Below are 19,284 nucleotides of genomic sequence, written 5' to 3' on the forward strand. Positions count from 1 at the left end.
CGTCAACCGCGTCGACAACGCATACGGTGACCGAAACCTCGTCTGCACATGCCCTCCAATGGAAGCTTACGAAGAAGCCGCCGAATAAAACTACAAACCCTGCCGCGAAATCGGCGGGGTTTTCGCTTATCGGAAACCTCTGTTCTCATTTGCGCTCATCTTTGGTGTCGTTTTTTGCGGTGAAAGCGTCTTTTTCGCTTGCTGCGTCTGCGAAGGCCTCATAGCTCTGTCCGTGGGACACCCCTCCCCAACGAGGGGCGTGTATCTGGAAGGGTAATACAGATGAGCATTGAACAACCGGCGACGCGGCCGGCGAATCCGCGTTTTTCCTCGGGCCCCTGCGCCAAACCCCCCACATTTGATCTGTCCAAACTGGCCGATGCCGCGCTGGGTCGTTCGCACCGTGCTGCTGTCGGCAAGGACAAGCTGAAAGCGGCGATCGAAGGCACGCGTGAGATTCTGGGCATTCCAGCGGGCTACAAGATCGGTATTGTTCCCGCGTCGGACACCGGCGCGGTTGAGATGGCGCTTTGGTCGCTGCTGGGTGAGCGCAAGGTTGAAATGCTGGCTTGGGAGAGCTTCGGCGCGGGCTGGGTGACTGACGTGGTCAAGCAGCTGAAGATCGACGCCGAGGTGAAGACCGCAGATTACGGGCAGATCGTTGATCTTGCTTCGGTCGATTTCTCCAATGACGTTGTGTTTACGTGGAACGGCACAACCTCGGGCGTGCGCGTACCCAATGGCGACTGGATTGCCGATGATCGTCAGGGCCTGACGATTTGTGATGCGACCTCGGCCGCCTTTGCGATGGACTTGCCCTGGGACAAACTGGATGTGACCACTTTCAGTTGGCAGAAGGTGCTGGGCGGTGAAGCTGCCCACGGGATGCTGATTCTGAGCCCGCGTGCCGTTGAGCGGTTGGAGAGCTATACACCCGCATGGCCTTTGCCCAAGATTTTCCGTCTGACCAAGGGCGGCAAGTTGATCGACGGTATCTTTACCGGAGCCACGATCAACACGCCCTCGATGCTGGCGGTTGAGGATTACCTGTTTGCGCTGGACTGGGCACGCTCGGTTGGTGGGTTGCAGGGGCTGATCGCTCGTGCCGATGCCAATGCCGGTGCGGTGTATGCGTTCTGCAACCAGAACGATTGGATCGCCAATCTTGCTGAGGACGAGGCGACGCAGTCGAACACCTCGGTCTGCCTGAAATTCACAGATGGGCGCATTCAGGACGGTGCAGCATTCGCGAAAGCCGTGGCCAAACGGCTTGAGGCCGAGAATATCGCCTTGGACATCGGTGCCTATCGCGACGCGCCTGCGGGCCTGCGCATCTGGTGCGGTGGTACGGTCGAGACCTCGGACATCGAGGCGATGCTGCCATGGCTCGCATGGGCCTTCGAGGCCGAGATCGCGACGCAGTCTGAGGCTGCCTGACTTTTCACCGGGCCGTCCAGGGCCCGGACCTTCCATACAATTCAAGGACCAGAGAATATGGCCCCCAAAGTACTCGTATCTGACAAGCTCAGCGAAACCGCCGTGCAGATTTTCCGCGATCGCGGCATCGATGTGGATTTCATGCCCGATCTGGGTAAGGACAAAGACAAACTGGCCGAGGTGATCGGTCAGTATGACGGCCTTGCCATTCGTTCGGCCACCAAGGTCACACCAACCATTCTGGAGAAGGCCGACAAACTGAAAGTGATCGGTCGTGCCGGGATCGGGACCGACAATATCGACAAGGATGCGGCGTCGAAGAAGGGTGTGATCGTGATGAACACGCCCTTCGGCAACATGATCACCACCGCTGAGCACGCGATTGCGATGATGTTTGCAGTGGCGCGGCAGATCCCCGAGGCCAGCACCTCGACCCATGCGGGTAAGTGGGAAAAGTCCAAGTTCATGGGCATCGAGCTGACCAACAAGACCCTCGGCGTGATCGGGGCAGGCAATATTGGCGGTATCGTGTGTGAGCGCGCGATTGGCCTGAAGATGAAGGTTGTGGCCTATGACCCTTATCTGGGCGAAGAGAAAGCCGCGCAGATGGGTGTCGAAAAGGTCGAATTGGACGAGTTGCTGGCTCGCGCTGATTTTATCACTCTGCACGTGCCGCTGACGGATCAGACCCGCAATATCCTGAGCCGAGAAAACCTGGCGAAGACCAAAAAAGGCGTGCGGATCATCAACTGTGCCCGCGGTGGTCTGGTCGACGAAGAAGCCCTGGCCGAAGCGCTACAATCGGGCCATGTCGCAGGCGCGGCGTTTGACGTGTTCAGCGAAGAGCCGGCGAAAGAAAACGCCCTGTTCAACCTGCCCAACGTGGTTTGCACGCCTCACCTCGGCGCGGCAACGACCGAGGCGCAAGAAAACGTTGCGCTGCAAGTGGCCGAGCAGATCTCGAACTATCTGCTGACCGGTGCGGTGGAAAATGCGTTGAACATGCCCAGCGTAACGGCTGAAGAGGCCAAGGTCATGGGGCCGTGGATCAAACTGGCGGGCCATCTGGGCAGCTTTATCGGCCAGATGACCGATGAGCCGGTGCAGGCGATCAACATCCTCTACGATGGTGTGGCGGCTGAAATGAACCTGGCCGCGCTGAACTGCGCTGTGGTTGCGGGGATCATGAAGAAGTTCAATCCTGAGGTGAACATGGTCTCGGCCCCGGTTGTCGCCAAAGAGCGTGGCATCAAGATCTCGACCACCAATCAGGACAAGTCCGGTGCCTTTGAGGGCTACATCAAGGTCACCGTCGTGACCACCAAGCGCGAACGCTCGATCGGTGGGACAGTGTTCAGCGATGGCAAGCCGCGCTTCATCCAGATCAAAGGCATCAATATCGACGCCGAGATCGGGGCGCATATGCTCTACACCACCAACGAGGATGTGCCGGGCATCATCGGTGCGCTGGGTCAGACCATGGGCGAGAACGACGTCAACATCGCGAACTTTACCCTCGGCAGGTCTGAGGCGGGGGGTGAGGCCATTGCGCTGCTTTACGTGGACGAACCTGTCCCGGCCGAGGCGCGCGCTAAGCTGGCGGAAACAGGTCTGTTCACGCAGATCAAACCGCTGGAGTTCGACGTCGCCTGATTGGCACCCTGTGTCATTTCAGACAATTTGACACCCGCGCCAAGGACAGGCGCGGGTGTTCCTGATTGCGCTATCAACGCTTTCGCCTCTAAACTGCCGTGACAGCAGACGAGACCTTTTCATGACCAAACCGATTTACGCCATTGGCGACCTGCACGGGCAGAGCGCCGAGTTCGAGCGACTCCTTTCTCTGATTGACCGCGACGGCGGGCCTGAGGCTCAGGTGGTGTTTCTGGGCGACTATACCGACCGGGGACCAGATAGCCGGGGTGTTCTCGACCGCCTGATCGCGGGACACGCCGAAGGGCGGGACTGGATCACTTTGCTGGGTAATCACGACCGTATGTTTGCATGGTTTCTTGAGGATTTCCCCCGCCATGATCCGCATCTTCTGGTCGGTTACCACTGGCTGCATGAGCGTCTGGGTGGTGTCGAAACACTTGCCAGCTACGGTGTCGTGTTCGAGGGGCAAACCCGGCTTGAGGATCTGCACGCCATGGCATTGCAGGCCGTGCCCGAGGAACATCGTGCGTTCCTGCAGGGGCTGGTCTTGATGCACCAGACACCCGACCTGGCTTTTGTTCATGCCGGCATCCGCCCCGGTATCGCGCTGGATCAGCAGGATGAAAACGATCTGGTTTGGATTCGGCAGGAGTTTTTGAAACATACTGCGCCGCATCCCAAGCTGATCGTTCACGGCCATACTCCGGTCGACCGGGTGACGTATTGCGGGAATCGTGTGAATCTGGATACCGGCGCGGGGTATGGACGCCCGGCCAGTGCCGTTGTCTTCGAAGGCCGGACCTGCTGGGAGTTGACTGAAAAGGGCCGGGTCAGCCTTGTGTAAAGCTGTCTTTATAGGTCTCGCGCAGGGCGTTCTTTTGCACCTTGCCCATGGTGTTGCGGGGTAGCTCATCCAGCACGATCAGTTTGCGCGGATGTTTGAACCGGGCCAGCTGATCCTGAACAGTTGTTTGAATGGAATCCAGATCCAAGACTTGTCCGGGCTGAGGCACCAGAATGCCCAGCACCGTTTCGCCAAAATCCGGATGCGGCACACCGATGACCGCGCTTTCCAGAACGCCGGGTTGGTCATCCAGCAAAAGCTCGATTTCCTTGGGGTAGATGTTGTAGCCGCCCGAGATGATCAGGTCTTTGCCGCGGCCGACGATATGGACATAGCCATCCTCGTCAACCCGGCCCAAATCGCCAGTTATAAAGAACCCGTCCTCGCGCAGCTCGGCCGCGGTTTTTTCGGGCATTTGCCAATAGCCCTTGAAGACGTTCGGACCGCGCACCTCGATCATGCCGATCTCGCCGTGTGGCAGCAGCGCGCCGGTTTCAGAGTCCGTGACCTTCAACTCGACATCCGGCAGCGGGAACCCGACGGTCCCGGCGCGGCGTTCGCCGTCATAGGGGTTTGAGGTGTTCATATTGGTCTCGGTCATGCCATAGCGTTCGAGGATACGATGCCCGGTGCGGGCCTCGAACAACTCATGGGTTTCTGCGAGCAGCGGGGCCGAGCCTGAGATGAACAGCCGCATATGGCGCGTCAGATCTCCGGTAAACCGGTCATCGCCCAGCAGGCGAGTGTAGAAGGTTGGCACACCCATCATCGAGGTGGCCTCCGGCATCAGACGCAGGATGTCGTCCAGATCGAATTTGGGCAGAAAGATCATCGACCCGCCCGAAGCCAGCACCACATTGGTCGCTACGAACAGGCCATGCGTGTGAAAGATCGGCAGCGCATGCAGCAGCACATCGTCCTTGGTGAAGCGCCATTCCTGCGCCAGCGTTTCGGCATTGGACAGCAGGTTGGCCTGCGTCAGCATCGCACCTTTCGACCGCCCCGTGGTGCCTGAGGTATAAAGGAACGCGGCCAGATCATCTTCGGACCGTGAAACAGGTTCATACGCAGGCAGCATTCCCAGCGCCCAGCGCATCAGGCTGCCACTGCCATCGGCGTTCAGAGTTGCAATATGGGCGTTCTGCGCTTGGGCAATCGGGGTCAGGCCAGCCTCGTTCGCGATATCGCAGACCACTAGCTTCGCGCCGCTGTTTTCGATGAAATACTGCAGCTCAGTGGTCGTATAGGCGGTGTTAAGCGGCAAGAAGATCAGCCCGGTCTGCGCACATGCCGCGTAGAGGGCAAGCGCCTCAGCCGATTTTTCGACCTGAACGGCGATGCGGTCTCCGGGCTCCAACTCCAGCCCTGTCAGCGCGTTGGCCAGCCGCGCGGTCATGTCGAGAAAGGCAGCGTGGGTCAGAACCTGACCGTCGGGCAGGTATAGGAACGGCGTGGTTTTCCCAGCGTGAAAGCCAAACAGACGATCATAAAGCGGGTTGGCCATTCGGTGTTCCTTTCCGTGCGTCGCGGGCTGAATCTGGCGGGGAAAACCGGGACCGTAAAGCCCCGTTTGCCAGATATTTCCAACCAACTCTGGCGAAAATGCTGTACCTGCGATATGCGCTATGCAGATTGCCGGAGACCTGCCATGTACGTTGCCACCTTGCTGACCAATCCCACCACGCCCTCGCTTGAGGTCCCGATGGTGGACGCGTTGCGAAATGCGTGGGGCGGGGGCGAAGTCACGTGGCTCAACCCCGGTGAGGCGGCCGAGTTCACACTGTTCGAGATGCCAGACAATCGTTGGGATGTCTGGGCCGATCTGCAGGAAATGAGCGTCGATCTGGTCGTTCAGGCGTCCGAAGGGCGGCGCAAGAAAATGCTGCTGGCGGATATGGACAGCACCATGATCCAGCAGGAATGCATTGATGAGCTGGCGGATGAGGCGGGCGTGGGTGAGCGTGTCAAGGACATCACCGCCCGCGCGATGAATGGTGAGCTGGATTTCGAAGGCGCGCTGATCGAACGGGTCGGGTTGTTGAAAGGGTTGGACGAGGCGGTCATAGACCACGTTCTGAACACGCGGATCACCCTCATGCCCGGCGGGTGCGAGTTGGTGGCGACCATGCGCGCGGCTGGCGGCTATGCGGCCTTGGTCTCGGGCGGGTTCACCGCGTTTACGGCCCGCGTGGCAGAGCAGTTGGGGTTTGATGAGAACCGGGCGAACACTCTGTTGACCGAGAATGGGCAGCTAACGGGCGATGTGCAGCGCCCGATCCTAGGGCGGCAGGCCAAAGTGGAGTCGCTGGAGCGGATCACCGCAACGCTTGGCTTGTCCGAGGGCGACGTGATCGCGGTTGGCGACGGAGCCAACGATCTGGGAATGCTGGGGCGGGCCGGAACCGGCGTTGCACTGCACGCAAAGCCTTCGGTTGCGGCTGAGTGCGACGTGCGGATCAATCACGGAGACCTGACGGCCCTGCTTTACATTCAGGGCTACAGCAAGGCTGATTTCAGCGTCTAAAACAAGTCAAAGCGCACCGGATTCTGTGCCCAGTACACCCGCGCGGCCAGCAACAGCCGGGCCTTCGGATCGCTGGCGGCGGCATAGGGAACCGGAACACCGAACTTGGCGCTGATATTTTCGAGCGCAGTCAGAGTCGCCGGGCCGACTTGGCCATCGACGGTGACATTTTCCCCAAGTTCATTCAGCGCCAGTTGCAATGCTCGATCCAGATCCCCGCGCGAGAGGCTGTCCAATTGCGATTGAGCCTGCGCGGCAGGCTCTTCATTCGGCAGCAGGGCCGCTTTGGCCGCCCGCAGTGCCGCATCAGCGGGGCCTTTGCCCGGTACCTGACCGTCCAGAATGATATAGGCTCCGTTCGCACCGCCCCAGGCATCACCGCGTTCCAGCGAGGTGTCGTACCAGGCCAAGGCCTCGGTGCGAGGCCGACCTTTCAACTGATCCCGCAGGATCATGCGGGCGATACTGGCCGGAGCAGTTGGATGCCCACCCTGAGCTGCCGCCAGAAAGTAGGATTCGGCTTTGTCGAAATCGACCGGATTGCCGCCCAGCCCATTCAGCGAGACATAGGCCAGATTGTCGTACCCATAGATGTCCTGCCGCAGCTCGGACGCCCGCAGATATCGCAACCCACGCTCGGGGATATAGCGTTCCGAGTTTTCACGCAAGAAATACATGCCAAGTTCATTCATCGAATAGGTATGTCCAAGCTCGACCGAGCGTTCCAACAGCTCAAAGCCGCGGTTTTTCTCTTCGGTCGTTTCACCTTTGCGCAGCAGTTGTTGGCCCAGCCGGTGCATGGCATAGGGGTCTTGCTGGGCGATGGCTTCTTCTAACAGCGCGCGCGCTTTATCCGGGTCATAAGGGGTCTTGGTGACCGCGCGGTCGATGCGCTGTGTATCCAACAAAGTTGCCAGAGCGTATTTGGCGCGAATATGCCCGCCGTCGACAGCGGTCGTGAAACTCTCAAAGGCGCCTGGCACATTGCCTGCGGCTTGTTGCAAACGGCCCAGTTGATACTGGAACCGCGCGTTTTCCGGATAGTCCTCGACCGCTTGCGAACAGGCGGCCAGACCTTTGGTGATATCCAGCTCATTCGGCAGGCGAAACACGCCAACGCCGTTGAGGTCCAGCGCATCCCCCGCTTCGAGATCGCAGGCATTCATCCCCAATTCCAGAGAGACCTCAACCGTCTGTCGCGTCTGATCAGCGGTTACGACTTCGACTGCGAAGGTATCGGCGAAATCGGTTTTGGGCAGGTCAACGGCACGTGTGTCCGTGATCTCGGGCGTATAGGTCAGAGATGTGTCGCTGGCGTTGACAGCACCTCGGTCAGGGGTTTCCGTCACCCGCACATCTACGATGTCCCTTCCTAGGGCTTGGCTCAGGCTTTGGGACAATGGGACGGATTTGTCGAACTGATAGCTGAGCGATAGGGATTGGGGGGCGCCATCCTGCAGCGCTTCTGGTTCAACCTCGACCTTTTGCTGCGCCAGATAGAACGGGCGCACCAGTGTCGAGCTTTCCCAGGGGATCTGCTGCCCCGATGTTTTGGTGTGAACCCTCTCGCGAATGACCGGAAAGAGCTGTTGGATATTCTCAAACGGAGAGGATTGGGCTGTTTCCAGAACGGCCGCCGTATACGGGCTGTTGTGGCCGATCTCGCCATCACTGGCCACCGCACCGGGCGAGGTGGAATAGGCCACCAGTGAGTTCAGCGGTGTCTTGAACACGTCGAACCCTTCGCGGGTCTCAAAAAGGTTGGCGTCCAGATCGGCCGCCAATCTGAGGTCTTGAAACGGATTGTCCCTGCACGAGTCCAGAATGGCCACATGGGCCGCGCTACGGGCGGACAGGGTGTCAATCACGCGATCCAGCGTCATCGTTGCCAGCGGCACATCATAGACGCTTTCAAACTTGGCATCCACGGGCAGCAAATAGTTTCGCCGCCCGATCTGAATGCCGTGACCCGCATAGTAGAACAGAACATCTGCGGAATCCGGGATGTTCAGAACCGCTGTGCGGATCAGCTCTTCAAACTCGCGTTTGGTCAGGTCATAGCCGTCAAAGACTTGGAAATCGAAGTCTCGCAGCATGTCCGCAATGTCTTCGGCGTCTTTTCTGGCATTGGTCAGGTCGCCAACGCTCGTGTAGTCCTGATTGCCGATGACGATCGCAACCCTGCTGTTCGCGCTGGTTGCCGACGAGGACTGCGCGCTGAGGCCGCTTGCGCAAATCGTCAGGATAGACGCAGCTGCTAGTAAATGGCGCCGACCAGTTTTAGACCCAAGCTTAAGCATGTGGTGTCGTCTCCGGCTTAACCGCCCCAGCCGCCACCGCCGCCACCGCCGTCTCCACCACCGCCGCCACCGCCGCCGCCGCCACCACCATCTCCGCCGTCGCGGTCATACGCATTTTGAGGCGCTGTCGATGAAACGGCCGTCGGGGTTACTGCTGGGGCTGCTGCCGCCGTCGTTGCGGGCGCAGGCGCGGGAGTTGTCGCTACTGCCGCCGCTGGGGTTGGTTGAGGGGCGGTTGCAGTCGGGGTGACAGTCTCAGTCTGTGACCAAGGGGATGCACAGCCTGCAACAACAAGGGTACAGGCGATAAACAATGAAGTGGGCGCGAAGCGCATCTCAAGCCTCCTAAAATAAAACAACTTATTAAACTCACACATAACACCGTAACTTGTGTCTTTGGAGCAGGTCTATGAACCTTTTCACATATACACGAAAAGAAGAGGCACGGCCAATTTTCCTGATTGGCGCTGACAAAAGGTAGACTTTCCTAAATTTAACATTTATGTTAAATAAGAATCATGACCGATCTTATTACAGCCTTTTCCGCACTATCTGACCGCACTCGGTTTGCCATCGTCGAGCAACTGATGGAAGGCGGTGAACTGCCCGCCGGAGACCTGATCGAAGGCAAAGGCATGTCAGGTGCCGCGATCTCGCGCCACCTGAAGGTGCTGCGCGAGGCAGGATTGGTGCAACAACGCGTGCTGGGCACCCAGAGGTTGTATTCCGTCCACTCCGAAGGCCTTCGTGCGATTGCCGAGTGGACGATCTCGAAACGGCAGTTCTGGGAAAACAGTCTGGATCGTTTGGGTGACATTTTGGAAAGGGAAAATTCATGGCCGACCTGAAATTGGAGCGGGACTTTCCCGTCAGCCCAGAAGACCTTTTTGTTTGGGTGACAGATGGCTCGAAACTGCTGCAGTGGTGGGGGCCGGAAGGCATACATGTGCCGGATCACAATCTGGATTTTTCAAGAACCGGCCCCTGGTTTTCAGTGATGGAAAACAGCGATGGACAACAATTCAAGGTTTCGGGGCATGTCACGCATGTTGATCCACCGAACTCGGTTGGCTTTACATGGGGTTGGCATGACGATCAGAATCAACGCGGCCCGGAAAGCCACGTGACATTTTCAATAGCTGCAACCGAAACTGGCGCCCGACTTGTTGTCGATCACCGTGAACTCGCCGACGCCGAGGTAGCTGAAAACCACAACACAGGCTGGACATCCTCGCTGCGCAAGCTCGAAGCGCAGTGCCAATAGATTTCACTCAGGGAGGACCGAAATGCCCCAATATCTATTTGTTTATCATGGGGGACACACCCCAACCGACCCCGCAGAGATCGACGCAACCATGGCCGCATGGGGCGCATGGTTTCAAAACATGGGCGAGGCTTTGGATATCCCGGGAAACCCAGTAGGCCAATCCTATACCGTCAGCAACGGCGGCGTTGTCGACAATGGCGGGGCTAACCCGGCCTCTGGCTTCACGGTGATCAAAGCCGATAGCATTGATGCCGCGACCGAGATGGCCAAAGGTTGCCCGATGGTCATCAACGGATCTGGCTCGGTCGAAGTGGCGGAAATCCACGAAATCGAAATGTAGCTGCCTTAGTTCGGAAAGCCCGGTGCGGGTCGGACTACGCCGCATTCCAGTCCTCGGCGGCTGTATTGCGTGGCATTCATGAATTTGCGCGTCGCCGGGTGATCAGCCTCCAACACCCCGAGACTGACGAGAATGGCCGCGATGGCGCATTCGCTGGCGCGGGTGGTGCCATCGGTGATCTTCAGCGCAATACCCATGCGTTTTTCCGGCAGGATCGCGACGAAGACGGCCTCGGCCCCGGTCTTGATCGCAGCGCGACCGTTCATTGCGCGCATCAATTCGGTACAGGCACGGGTTTCGCCCGCGACAAGCTCTGGGTGCTTGATCATCGCGGCGGTCAGCTGCTGCGCCGCATCGCTCGACCGGTCCGACCGATTAGCGGCCGAGGCAAACCAAGCCATCGAGCGCGCAATCCCCACCAGCGAGGTCGCGAAATTCGGGGCCGAGCATCCGTCAATGCCGTAGCCGGGGCTAGTCTCGCCGGTTGTTTCCTCAATGGCAGACAAGCAGGCCTGTTGAACAGGGTGGTCGATCTCAAGGTATTCCGGTCCGGCCCCCATATGCTGAGACAGGGTCAGAAACCCGCAGTGTTTACCCGAGCAATTGTTGTGGATCTGGCACGGCGTATCGTCGGCCAGAATAAGCCGGTCGCGCGCGGCGATGTCGGCGGGCTCTTGCGGGCCGCAGCGCAGATCATGCTCGGTGAGACCCAGATGATCCAGCCAGGCCGAAACGCGATCCGTGTGAATGGCGGCCCCGTTATGCGAGGCGCAGGCCAGCGCAAGATGTTCCGAGTTCAGCCCGTATTTGGCCGCAGCGCCAGACGTAACCAAAGGCAAAGCCTGGATCATCTTGGCCGAGGAGCGTGGAAAGATCACTGCGTTCGGATCGCCCCAGCTTTGCACGATCTGCCCGGTGTCATCGCAGACCACTGCATGGCCCAGATGCAGGCTTTCCAACAGATCGCCGCGCCACAGTTCTGTCATCGGGATGGGCTGCGTCATCTGGACCTCCGGATTTATGCGCAAAATTCTGCCAATCGCCCTTTCGCCTGTGGCGAAACCTGCGTTAGTGTGTGTATGTCGACAATCATCGGAATGCGCAACGTTTCCAAGACGAACTGGCAGGGTTCGCATGGCTTTCCGATGGGTATGAGGTAGAAGGTCGAGCTAGGAGGCTGGACAAATGGGATCAATGCTTACCCGCGTGCTTGCGGGTCTGTGTGTGGCGGGTATGGCCACAACTGCAATCGCACAGCAGGGGACAAGTACGAACCGCGTCGCGGCAAAAACGGATTGGAGCGTTTTTGTCGAAGATGATCCCACCGAATGCTGGAGCGTTTCGGCCCCCAAGGAAACCGTGAATACGCGGGGCGGACGTGTCGTTTCCGTGCGCCGCAGCGACATCTTGCTGTTTGTCTTCTATCGTCCGAATGCAGAGGTCAAAGGACAAGTGACCTTTACCGGTGGCTACCCTTTCGCGGCCGGTTCCACGGTGAACTTGGTTGTAGATGGGTCTGAATTCGAACTGTTTACCGAGGGCGAGTGGGCCTGGCCGGCGACTGCTCAGGACGATGCCAAGATCGTCACCGCCATGAAGCGCGGGACAGAAGCGGTACTGACAGCTCGGTCAGAGCGCGGAACGCAGACCAAGGACACGTTCTCTCTGCTGGGCTTCACCGCAGCGATCGAAGACGCAGAGACCCGCTGCACCAACTGATCTGTCGGGTCGCGATAACACGCGGCCCATCTATTTTGCGGATTCTCGCAAATTTCTATCAAATATTCAGAAAGCTTGATCCGTATCAAAGCGCATCCTTTTGATAGCTGAACTAATTGGTTCAGCTATAACAAAGGATGTCTGAATATGTTCGACAAAACACTGATCACTCTGATGTTGGCTTCTTCACTGGTTCTGGCGGCTTGTGAAAAAGAGCCTGAAACCTACCCAATTACAGGTGAGGAATGCGGGCCTGAAGATCCGGTGAAAACGCTGGATGCCGAGGATTGCTTTATACCGCCTGCGGGAGTCTGATCCGGCGGCAAAAGCGCGTAAGGGTCAATACGATTCCTTTTGATCTTTGCGCGCGATCCTATATAGAGGCGCATCCCAATCCGGAATCCACCTGAGATACGCCCAGTAGGTACCCAAATGTCGCCCAAAGCGCCGATCACTCAAGACGTCATGACCATCCCCCGCAAACTGCCTGAGGGGAAGGTGAACCTTGTCGGTCTGACTCGCGATCAGCTCCGCGCGACACTGATCGAACATGGCACGCCGGAAAAGCAGGCCAAGATGCGGACCGGTCAGATCTGGCAGTGGATCTACCAATGGGGAGTGCGTGATTTCGCACTGATGACCAACCTGGCCAAAGCCTATCGCGCGCAACTGGCCGAGAGCTTTGTGATCGAAATTCCCGAAGTGGTCACGCGCCAGGTGTCAGAGGACGGCACGCGCAAATACTTGTGTCGTATTGCGGGTGGGCATGAGGTCGAGGTCGTTTACATCCCCGAAGAGGATCGTGGTACGCTGTGTATCTCGTCTCAGGTGGGGTGTACGCTAACCTGCTCGTTCTGCCATACCGGCACGCAGAAACTGGTGCGCAACCTGACCGCGGCCGAGATTGTGGGTCAGGTGATGATGGCCCGCGATGATCTTGAGGAATGGCCCACGCCCGGTGCGCCTAAGGATGAAACCCGCCTGCTGTCGAACATCGTTCTGATGGGCATGGGTGAGCCGCTCTACAATTTCGAGAACGTCCGCGACGCGATGAAGATCGCCATGGACCCCGAAGGGATTTCCCTGTCGCGTCGGCGGATCACTCTGTCGACGAGCGGCGTGGTACCGGAAATCGCGCGCACGGCCGAAGAGATCGGCTGCCTGCTGGCGATCTCGTTCCACGCCACCACAGATGAGACCCGCGACGTGCTGGTGCCGATCAACAAGCGCTGGAACATCGAAGAACTGCTGAAAGCGCTGGCCAGCTATCCCAATGCGTCGAATTCCGAACGGATCACGTTCGAATATGTGATGCTGGATGGCGTCAATGACAGCGACGAGGACGCGCATCGTCTGATCGATCACATCAAGCGTCATAAGATCCCGGCTAAGATCAACCTGATTCCGTTCAACGAATGGCCCGGTGCGCCGTACAAGCGCAGCTCGAACAATCGTATCCGGGCCTTTGCGAATATCATCTACCAGGCCGGCTATGCCTCACCCATCCGCAAGACGCGCGGCGAGGATATCATGGCGGCCTGTGGTCAGTTGAAATCGGCAACCGAGCGTGCGCGCAAATCGCGTAAACAGATCGAAGCTGAGGCCGGGTTGAGCGGTAACTAAGCCACTTCTGCCAAGGGTTGTAGCGGTAAACTTAATGTTTCCGGTGCTGATTTTGTCTTCAATATTTGCTATGTGTTAGGGCGTCCGTTCCTGTTTCGGACGCTCGGCTTTCCCTTGAAACGCCGGGGCTTTTTCGCCGCGAGCTTTTTTCTTCGCTATGCGCGGCATGTAGGCAAACTGATATTTCAGGTGAGCCCCAAATGATTGAACGACCTCGAAGTAAATTGAAAACCATTGCATTTGCAGTCCTATTTGTACCGCTATCTACGGCGGGCGCTTTTGCGGAAGACCCCGATGCGCATCTGGCCATCGAAAACCCGGCCGAGCTGAGCAAGGACGAAGCGAACGCGCATTATCGCGCGCTGTCGAAACGTATGGCCCGTGGCTATGCGACTTCTCAGCTGGATCTCATTTTGAACTACCAAAGCTGGCCGCTATTCAATGATGCGCCCTACATCTCGGCCACACATGGGCAGCGGTTCGTGAACAGCTACGCCAACCGCATGGCGCTGAACTACGGGACCCTGCAACCGGGTGAGGTTTTGCCCATGGGCTCGGTTCTGGCCAAAGACAGCATGACGGTGACCGATGAGGGCAAGATCTACCCCGGTGCGATGTTCGTGATGGAGAAACTGGCCCAAGGTGCCAATCCCGAGACGGCAGACTGGCGATACATTATGGTACTGCCCGATGGGTCTTTGTTTGGCGACACTCTGGGCGATCGGTCCGGGGCCGTGGCCTATTGCCATGACTGCCACGTGCAGGTGGCCGACAGGGACTACACCTTCTACGTTCCCGAGGATTACCAGATCAAAGGTGAGTAGACCTATCCGCGACGAAAGCGGGCGGTTCCAATAACCTCAATCAGTTGCTGCCGCACGGGATCGGGTTGCGCCTCGACCGCGTTCAGAACCTCACGCAGTTCAGCGCGTAGCCCGTGCATCTGGTCGATCAGAGAGATCATCATCGACAAAGCATCGGCCTCCATATCGTATTGCTCGTGCAATTCGCACGCCAATTCCAGCCGGGCGACGTCGATGCTGTGATAGACCACGCCATCATCCGATTGCTCGGGGATCACGATCTCGGCGGCCAGATATTCGGTCAGGCGGTCCGAGGTCAGGCGTGTGATGGTTTCGATCAGTTCCTCTTCGGTCAGGGTCATGACGGCATTCCTTTCCGAGGATCATAGTGATGGGCGTCGCGCCATGTTTCCATGAATTGTTTGAGGTCGTCGTCGATTTGTCCTGGCAGGGCGACGGTGAGTTCGATTAGTTGATCCCCCCGTTCGGACGAGCCGCGTTTTTTGACTCCCTTGCCCCGCAGGCGCAGGGTTTTGCCGCTGCTGGTGCCTGCCGGGACGGTGACATTGACGCCACCGTCGATTGTGGGGGCAGGGACTTTGCCGCCCAGGACAGCCTCATCAATGGTGATCGGCAAAGTGATGTGGATGTCATCCCCCTGCCGGTCGAACAACGGATGGTCCGCGACCGAGATCGTGACCAGCGCATCCCCCGGAGGCCCCTCACCATAGCCCGGAGCGCCCTTGCCTCGCAGTCGGATCGTCTGGCCCGTGGTGATACCCGCCGGGATTTTAACCTCGATCCGGTTGCCATCGGGCAAGGTTAGTTTCTGGCTGGCTCCAAACACGGCATCCAGAAAGCTGATCTGCAGTGAGTAATTCAGATTGTGACCCGGCGCATGGAATTCTTGTGTACGCTGGCCGCCAAACCCACCGCGGCCGCGCATGAATTCGGCGAAGATGTCTGACATGTCATCCGGGTCCGCCTGTCGCCCGCGATAGGGGTTTCCGGCGGCCTCAGCGTAGTCGCGATAATATTGCTGTTGGGGGCGCTCCTGACCCGAAGCGTCAATCTCGCCATTGTCATAGCGGGCACGGGTTTCGGGGTCTTTCAGCAGATCGTAAGCAGCGGCGGCGGCTTTGAACTTGGCCTCGGCCTCTGCATCACCGGGTTTGAGGTCCGGGTGGCATTCCTTGGCGATGCGCCGATAGGCTTTCTTGATCTCGGCGGCACTGGCGTCTTTGGCGACGCCGAGGACGGAATAGGGATCGTCGCTCATCTCACCTCTCGCGGATGTGGGTCGGTCTGATCTTTATGAATGTGTTTTATCATGCGATTTCAACCGGCCAAAAGGAAGAGGCAATTGAATTGGCTCGAAAAATCCTACAGGTTTGATAATATCTGCATGTCTGTACCTGTTCATACACGGAGAGCCTGAATGTCGCGCAGAATCAAATCCGCTCTGGCCCTGCTGGCCGGGAATGCCATCGGCCTGTTGCTGGCGTCGCTCATTTTGAACGGCTTTGCCATCAAGCCGATCTCATTCATCGTTGTGGTGCTTGTGTTCACCGTCGTTCAGGTGATTGCCGAGCCGCTGATCCTGAAGCTTGGGGAAAAGAAGGCGCCGGCGCTCAAGGGTGGGATCGCGTTGATCGTGACCTTTGTGGGTCTACTGGTCACCGACCTGATTGCCTCGGGGCTGACGGTTGGGGGTGTTTCCAACCTGCTGGCCGCAACGCTGTTGGTCTGGCTGGGGGCGTTGATCGCCAGCGTGGTGCTGCCGATCTACGTGTTCAAGGAACTACGCGAAGCCAAGAAATAGTCAGAGCGCGTTCAGGCTGGCCTCGAACGCCTGCCAAAGCTCATCAACCGGCTCACACCCGACCGAAAGGCGGATGAAGGCGGGGTCGACAGCGTCGCCCCACCGGGCACGACGCTCGGCCGAGCTGTGAACGCCGCCGAATGATGTGGCGGGCCGCAGCAAAGGGCAGGTGTTGATGAAGGCCTCGGCCTTTTCTTCGCTTTCCAGCGTCAAAGATAGCAGGAACCCGAACCGCGTGGTTTGAGCTTGCGCCAGCGCGTGGGACGGATCGTTCGGCAAGCCGGGATAGCGGATGTGCTTGACGGCCGGGTGTGCTGCCAGGCGCTCAGCCAGCACTTGGGCCGAGGCGCACATGCGATCAAAACGCACGTCCAGAGTCTCGAGCCCGCGATGCAAAAGCCATGCTTCGTGCGGTCCGGGGATTGAGCCTGAGACGCGGCGCCATTCCTCAACCCGCTCCATGATCTGCGCGTCGCGGCTGGCGACGTGGCCCATCAGCATGTCCGAATGCCCGCCCATGGCCTTGGTGTCCGAGGACACGACCACGTCGATGCCCAAATCCAGCGGGCGCTGGCCCAGAGGTGTCAGGGTCGTATTGTCGGCAATGGTGATGCCTCCGGCAGAGCGAACCTGTTTGGCTACATCCGCAAGGTCAATCATGTCGAGGCCGGGGTTCGAAGGGCTTTCGACGAAGACCACGTCGAAGCCCTCAAACCCTCCGTCGGCAAAGCTTGTGGTCGGCCGTTCTTCGACCACAACGCGCAGCCGCGACAGGAACCTATCCGCCAGCAGGCGCGTCACGTAATAGCCATCCGATGGGATCAACAGGCGCGACCCGGCCTGAACGGTTGCAAACAAAGCGGCCGAGATGGCAGCCATACCCGACGGGAAACTGAGGCAGGGCGCGTCTTCGAGATGTGAAAGCACATGTTCCAAATGCACCCATGTCGGGTTGTCGACGCGGCCATAGGTGGCATGCCCGTCCGGTAAACCGGGCAGGTGGTACATGCTGCTTTGGGTCAGCGGCAGGGCGACGGGTTCGCCCTTTTCCAACGCGTTGCCACGCAGGTGAAGCATTTCTCCGGGTTTGTTGGCCATGGCTCAGCGTCCCGGAATGGCGTCGCGAGGCGGGGCGGGTTCCCAGTTTTCGATGATCTCAACCGCTTCTTGCGCGGTGTCGACAAAGCGGAACAGGTCGAGGTCTTCGTCCGAGATCGTGCCCGCATCGGCCAGCGCTGACCAATTGATGACCTTTTCCCAGAATTCGCGACCAAACAGCAGGAAGGGCACACGCTCCATCCGTCCCGTTTGGATCAGGGTGAGGGACTCGAACAGTTCATCCATCGTGCCAAAGCCGCCGGGGAAGATGGTGATGGCACGAGCGCGCATCAGGAAGTGCATCTTGCGGATGGCGAAATAGTGGAAGTTGAAGCTGAGGTCCGGCGTCACATAAAGGTTCGGCGCTTGTTCATGCGGCAGAACAATGTTCAGACCGATGGAGCAACCACCGGCATCCTGCGCGCCGCGGTTTCCGGCCTCCATCACGCCGGGGCCGCCACCCGTGACGATGACATTTTCGCGGCAGCCCGTCTCGTTCGACTTCTCGGTCATCAGCCGCGCGAACTCGCGCGCCTCGTCATAATATTGGGACAGACCAGCCAGCGTTTCGGTGCGCGCAGTGTGTTTCTGCGACGGTTCCGGAATGCGCGCGCCGCCGAACATGACGATGGTCGAAGTGATCTCACGCTCGCTCATGATCATCTCGGGTTTCAGCAGTTCCAGCTGCAGACGCACCGGGCGCAGCTCATCACGGCACAGGAACTCGTCATCGGCAAAGGCCAGACGATAGGCCGGAGACCGCGTTTGAGGCGTGTCCGGCACCTCGCTCGCGGTCGAGCGGTCGGTCTGCGCGTCGCGGAAAGGGCTGTGGCGGTCTTCTCTCATTGGTGAACGATCCCTGCTTGCGTGTTTGACAAACAGCTATAGGGTTCGCGGGCAGAGTGCCAGTCACGGAAAGACAAGAATGGATTGGAAGACGGAAATTCAGGCGGCAGCAGAACGCATTGCCGGTCACGCGCAGATAACCCCGGTCATGGAGAGCCATATTCCCGGCTATCCGATCGAGCTGAAGCTTGAGCATATGCAGCACACCGGCAGCTTTAAGTCGCGCGGGGCGTTCAATACGTTGCTGAGCATGGAGGTGCCGCAGGCGGGCGTCGTGGCGGCCTCGGGCGGCAATCACGGGGCGGCAGCCGCCTATGCGGCGCGCGCGTTGGGGCATCCAGCCAAGATTTTTGTGCCAGAAATTGCGGGCCCGTCCAAGATTGCCCTGATCGAACAAATCGGCGCGGATCTGAGTGTGGTGCCCGGTGAATATGCCAACGCGCTGGCGATGGCGCAGGCGCATGAGGACAAGACCGGCGCGATGCAGATCCACGCTTATGATGCGCCCGCCACAGTTGCCGGGCAGGGCACCTGCTTTGCCGAATGGGAGGCGCAGGGCCTGGAGGCCGACACTGTCCTGATCGCCGTTGGCGGCGGCGGACTGATCGCGGGCGCTCTGGCCTGGTTTCAAGGCGCGCGCAAGGTCGTGGCGGTCGAGCCTGAGACCTCCTGCGCTTTGAACGCCGCCTTGCAGGCCGGTGAGCCGGTGGATGTATCGGTTTCCGGCGTTGCGGCCAACGCGCTGGGCGCGCGGCGGATCGGGTCGATCTGTTTTGAACTGGCGCAAGGGATGGAGACGGTGCTGGTCTCCGATCAGGCCATATCTGAGGCGCAGCGCGTGTTGTGGCAAGCGCATCGCATCCTTGTCGAACCCGCCGGAGCCGCCGCCTTGGCGGCGTTGATGTCGGGGGCCTACACGCCAGAATCGGGCGAACGCGTCGCTGTTCTGGTCTGTGGCGGGAACATTACGCCGGACCCGTTTGCAGGCTGAATTATCGCCTTGTG

The 19,284-nt window shown here is 59.0% G+C and carries 21 protein-coding genes; 13 read left to right on the forward strand and 8 right to left on the reverse strand.

The genetic code is table 11. The features are described 5' to 3' along the window. Positions 1-282: 282 nt before the first annotated feature. The 3 genes from ACR0J4_RS21670 (at position 283) to ACR0J4_RS21680 (ending at position 3,937) form a co-directional block, all read left to right on the forward strand. On the forward strand, positions 283-1,437 hold the full coding sequence (locus tag ACR0J4_RS21670; protein WP_170644219.1) for a phosphoserine transaminase: 1,155 nt from the start codon (positions 283-285) through the stop codon (positions 1,435-1,437). A gap of 57 nt (positions 1,438-1,494) precedes the next feature. Next, positions 1,495-3,090 carry a phosphoglycerate dehydrogenase gene (serA, locus tag ACR0J4_RS21675; protein WP_170644217.1) on the forward strand — a complete coding sequence of 532 codons (1,596 nt, stop codon included), beginning with the start codon at positions 1,495-1,497 and terminating at the stop codon, positions 3,088-3,090. A gap of 121 nt (positions 3,091-3,211) precedes the next feature. Next, positions 3,212-3,937, forward strand: a complete 726-nt coding sequence (locus tag ACR0J4_RS21680; RefSeq protein ID WP_170556283.1) for a metallophosphoesterase family protein — start codon at positions 3,212-3,214, stop codon at positions 3,935-3,937. Here the strand turns inward: ACR0J4_RS21680 and ACR0J4_RS21685 are convergent. Next, on the reverse strand, positions 3,924-5,441 hold the full coding sequence (locus ACR0J4_RS21685) for a malonate--CoA ligase (protein ID WP_170644215.1): 1,518 nt from the start codon (positions 5,439-5,441) through the stop codon (positions 3,924-3,926). The genes ACR0J4_RS21680 and ACR0J4_RS21685 overlap by 14 nt on opposite strands. Positions 5,442-5,585: 144 nt before the next feature. On the opposite strand from ACR0J4_RS21685, the gene serB reads away from it, so the two are divergent. Beyond that, positions 5,586-6,461: a phosphoserine phosphatase SerB gene (serB, locus tag ACR0J4_RS21690; RefSeq protein ID WP_170644214.1), complete on the forward strand. Its 876-nt coding sequence runs from the start codon at positions 5,586-5,588 to the stop codon at positions 6,459-6,461. On the opposite strand, the gene ACR0J4_RS21695 is transcribed toward serB, so the two are convergent. After that, positions 6,458-8,761 (reverse strand): caspase family protein, encoded by a 2,304-nt coding sequence (locus ACR0J4_RS21695; RefSeq protein WP_170556280.1) that lies wholly within the window; start codon positions 8,759-8,761, stop codon positions 6,458-6,460. The two genes, serB and ACR0J4_RS21695, sit on opposite strands and share 4 nt — an antisense overlap. 17 nt (positions 8,762-8,778) lie before the next feature. Further along, on the reverse strand, positions 8,779-9,096 hold the full coding sequence (locus tag ACR0J4_RS21700) for a hypothetical protein (RefSeq protein ID WP_170644138.1): 318 nt from the start codon (positions 9,094-9,096) through the stop codon (positions 8,779-8,781). A gap of 183 nt (positions 9,097-9,279) precedes the next feature. On the opposite strand from ACR0J4_RS21700, the gene ACR0J4_RS21705 reads away from it, so the two are divergent. Genes ACR0J4_RS21705 through ACR0J4_RS21715 form a run of 3 tightly spaced genes read left to right on the forward strand, consistent with a single transcriptional unit; the run spans position 9,280 to position 10,368 of the window. Next, complete coding sequence (locus ACR0J4_RS21705) at positions 9,280-9,609, forward strand: metalloregulator ArsR/SmtB family transcription factor (RefSeq protein ID WP_170556278.1); 330 nt, start codon at positions 9,280-9,282, stop codon at positions 9,607-9,609. Continuing rightward, complete coding sequence (locus tag ACR0J4_RS21710; protein ID WP_170556277.1) at positions 9,597-10,025, forward strand: SRPBCC family protein; 429 nt, start codon at positions 9,597-9,599, stop codon at positions 10,023-10,025. Before ACR0J4_RS21705 ends, ACR0J4_RS21710 begins: the two co-directional genes overlap by 13 nt. 22 nt (positions 10,026-10,047) lie before the next feature. Then, positions 10,048-10,368, forward strand: coding sequence for a YciI family protein (locus tag ACR0J4_RS21715; protein ID WP_170644212.1), 321 nt, complete (start codon positions 10,048-10,050; stop codon positions 10,366-10,368). 5 nt (positions 10,369-10,373) lie between these two features. On the opposite strand, the gene ACR0J4_RS21720 is transcribed toward ACR0J4_RS21715, so the two are convergent. Then, entirely contained in the window at positions 10,374-11,372 is a 999-nt protein-coding gene (locus tag ACR0J4_RS21720) for an asparaginase (protein ID WP_170556275.1), read from the reverse strand. Between the two features lie 181 nt (positions 11,373-11,553). Between ACR0J4_RS21720 and ACR0J4_RS21725 the strand changes: the two genes are divergently transcribed. The 4 genes from ACR0J4_RS21725 to ACR0J4_RS21740 all read left to right on the forward strand — a co-directional run bounded on the left by ACR0J4_RS21725 (position 11,554) and on the right by ACR0J4_RS21740 (position 14,534). Continuing rightward, entirely contained in the window at positions 11,554-12,087 is a 534-nt protein-coding gene (locus ACR0J4_RS21725) for an invasion associated locus B family protein (protein WP_170376002.1), read from the forward strand. 147 nt (positions 12,088-12,234) lie between these two features. Beyond that, on the forward strand, positions 12,235-12,402 hold the full coding sequence (locus ACR0J4_RS21730; RefSeq protein WP_170376001.1) for a hypothetical protein: 168 nt from the start codon (positions 12,235-12,237) through the stop codon (positions 12,400-12,402). Positions 12,403-12,519: 117 nt separating this feature from the next. Then, positions 12,520-13,710, forward strand: a complete 1,191-nt coding sequence (gene rlmN / locus ACR0J4_RS21735; RefSeq protein ID WP_170644210.1) for a dual-specificity RNA methyltransferase RlmN — start codon at positions 12,520-12,522, stop codon at positions 13,708-13,710. 200 nt (positions 13,711-13,910) lie between these two features. After that, a complete protein-coding gene (locus tag ACR0J4_RS21740) occupies positions 13,911-14,534 on the forward strand; it encodes a cytochrome P460 family protein (protein WP_170644208.1) in 624 nt (207 codons plus the stop codon). A gap of 2 nt (positions 14,535-14,536) precedes the next feature. Here the strand turns inward: ACR0J4_RS21740 and ACR0J4_RS21745 are convergent, their stop codons facing one another. Both ACR0J4_RS21745 and ACR0J4_RS21750 read right to left on the reverse strand, forming a co-directional pair. Then, a complete protein-coding gene (locus ACR0J4_RS21745) occupies positions 14,537-14,875 on the reverse strand; it encodes a hypothetical protein (RefSeq protein ID WP_170556272.1) in 339 nt (112 codons plus the stop codon). Next, a complete protein-coding gene (locus ACR0J4_RS21750) occupies positions 14,872-15,792 on the reverse strand; it encodes a J domain-containing protein (protein WP_170644206.1) in 921 nt (306 codons plus the stop codon). The genes ACR0J4_RS21745 and ACR0J4_RS21750 overlap by 4 nt, the downstream gene beginning before the upstream one ends. A gap of 159 nt (positions 15,793-15,951) precedes the next feature. Between ACR0J4_RS21750 and ACR0J4_RS21755 the strand changes: the two genes are divergently transcribed. Next, positions 15,952-16,335: a hypothetical protein gene (locus tag ACR0J4_RS21755; RefSeq protein ID WP_170644204.1), complete on the forward strand. Its 384-nt coding sequence runs from the start codon at positions 15,952-15,954 to the stop codon at positions 16,333-16,335. On the opposite strand, the gene ACR0J4_RS21760 is transcribed toward ACR0J4_RS21755, so the two are convergent. Together ACR0J4_RS21760 and ACR0J4_RS21765 are read right to left on the reverse strand one after the other, a co-directional pair. Further along, positions 16,336-17,433 (reverse strand): cystathionine gamma-lyase, encoded by a 1,098-nt coding sequence (locus ACR0J4_RS21760; protein WP_170644202.1) that lies wholly within the window; start codon positions 17,431-17,433, stop codon positions 16,336-16,338. It abuts the gene before it with no gap. 3 nt (positions 17,434-17,436) lie between these two features. Continuing rightward, positions 17,437-18,279: an LOG family protein gene (locus ACR0J4_RS21765; protein ID WP_170644200.1), complete on the reverse strand. Its 843-nt coding sequence runs from the start codon at positions 18,277-18,279 to the stop codon at positions 17,437-17,439. A 79-nt stretch (positions 18,280-18,358) separates the two neighbouring features. On the opposite strand from ACR0J4_RS21765, the gene ACR0J4_RS21770 reads away from it, so the two are divergent. Beyond that, positions 18,359-19,270 (forward strand): threonine/serine dehydratase, encoded by a 912-nt coding sequence (locus ACR0J4_RS21770; protein WP_170644197.1) that lies wholly within the window; start codon positions 18,359-18,361, stop codon positions 19,268-19,270. The last annotated feature ends 14 nt before the right edge of the window (positions 19,271-19,284 follow it).

Source organism: Ruegeria sp. B10, assembly GCF_056539825.1.

Bases quoted from the DNA above. Each gene is read 5' to 3' on its own strand.
- rlmN (WP_170644210.1), top strand. From the start codon at position 12,520: ATGTCGCCCAAAGCGCCGATCACTCAAGACGTCATGACCATCCCCCGC.
- ACR0J4_RS21680 (WP_170556283.1), top strand. From the start codon at position 3,212: ATGACCAAACCGATTTACGCCATTGGCGACCTGCACGGGCAGAGCGCC.
- ACR0J4_RS21750 (WP_170644206.1), bottom strand. From the start codon at position 15,792: ATGAGCGACGATCCCTATTCCGTCCTCGGCGTCGCCAAAGACGCCAGT.
- ACR0J4_RS21695 (WP_170556280.1), bottom strand. From the start codon at position 8,761: ATGCTTAAGCTTGGGTCTAAAACTGGTCGGCGCCATTTACTAGCAGCT.
- serB (WP_170644214.1), top strand. From the start codon at position 5,586: ATGTACGTTGCCACCTTGCTGACCAATCCCACCACGCCCTCGCTTGAG.
- ACR0J4_RS21670 (WP_170644219.1), top strand. From the start codon at position 283: ATGAGCATTGAACAACCGGCGACGCGGCCGGCGAATCCGCGTTTTTCC.
- ACR0J4_RS21745 (WP_170556272.1), bottom strand. From the start codon at position 14,875: ATGACCCTGACCGAAGAGGAACTGATCGAAACCATCACACGCCTGACC.
- ACR0J4_RS21770 (WP_170644197.1), top strand. From the start codon at position 18,359: ATGGATTGGAAGACGGAAATTCAGGCGGCAGCAGAACGCATTGCCGGT.
- ACR0J4_RS21700 (WP_170644138.1), bottom strand. From the start codon at position 9,096: ATGCGCTTCGCGCCCACTTCATTGTTTATCGCCTGTACCCTTGTTGTT.
- ACR0J4_RS21755 (WP_170644204.1), top strand. From the start codon at position 15,952: ATGTCGCGCAGAATCAAATCCGCTCTGGCCCTGCTGGCCGGGAATGCC.
- ACR0J4_RS21740 (WP_170644208.1), top strand. From the start codon at position 13,911: ATGATTGAACGACCTCGAAGTAAATTGAAAACCATTGCATTTGCAGTC.
- ACR0J4_RS21760 (WP_170644202.1), bottom strand. From the start codon at position 17,433: ATGGCCAACAAACCCGGAGAAATGCTTCACCTGCGTGGCAACGCGTTG.
- serA (WP_170644217.1), top strand. From the start codon at position 1,495: ATGGCCCCCAAAGTACTCGTATCTGACAAGCTCAGCGAAACCGCCGTG.
- ACR0J4_RS21710 (WP_170556277.1), top strand. From the start codon at position 9,597: ATGGCCGACCTGAAATTGGAGCGGGACTTTCCCGTCAGCCCAGAAGAC.
- ACR0J4_RS21725 (WP_170376002.1), top strand. From the start codon at position 11,554: ATGGGATCAATGCTTACCCGCGTGCTTGCGGGTCTGTGTGTGGCGGGT.
- ACR0J4_RS21765 (WP_170644200.1), bottom strand. From the start codon at position 18,279: ATGAGAGAAGACCGCCACAGCCCTTTCCGCGACGCGCAGACCGACCGC.
- ACR0J4_RS21705 (WP_170556278.1), top strand. From the start codon at position 9,280: ATGACCGATCTTATTACAGCCTTTTCCGCACTATCTGACCGCACTCGG.
- ACR0J4_RS21715 (WP_170644212.1), top strand. From the start codon at position 10,048: ATGCCCCAATATCTATTTGTTTATCATGGGGGACACACCCCAACCGAC.
- ACR0J4_RS21730 (WP_170376001.1), top strand. From the start codon at position 12,235: ATGTTCGACAAAACACTGATCACTCTGATGTTGGCTTCTTCACTGGTT.
- ACR0J4_RS21685 (WP_170644215.1), bottom strand. From the start codon at position 5,441: ATGGCCAACCCGCTTTATGATCGTCTGTTTGGCTTTCACGCTGGGAAA.
- ACR0J4_RS21720 (WP_170556275.1), bottom strand. From the start codon at position 11,372: ATGACGCAGCCCATCCCGATGACAGAACTGTGGCGCGGCGATCTGTTG.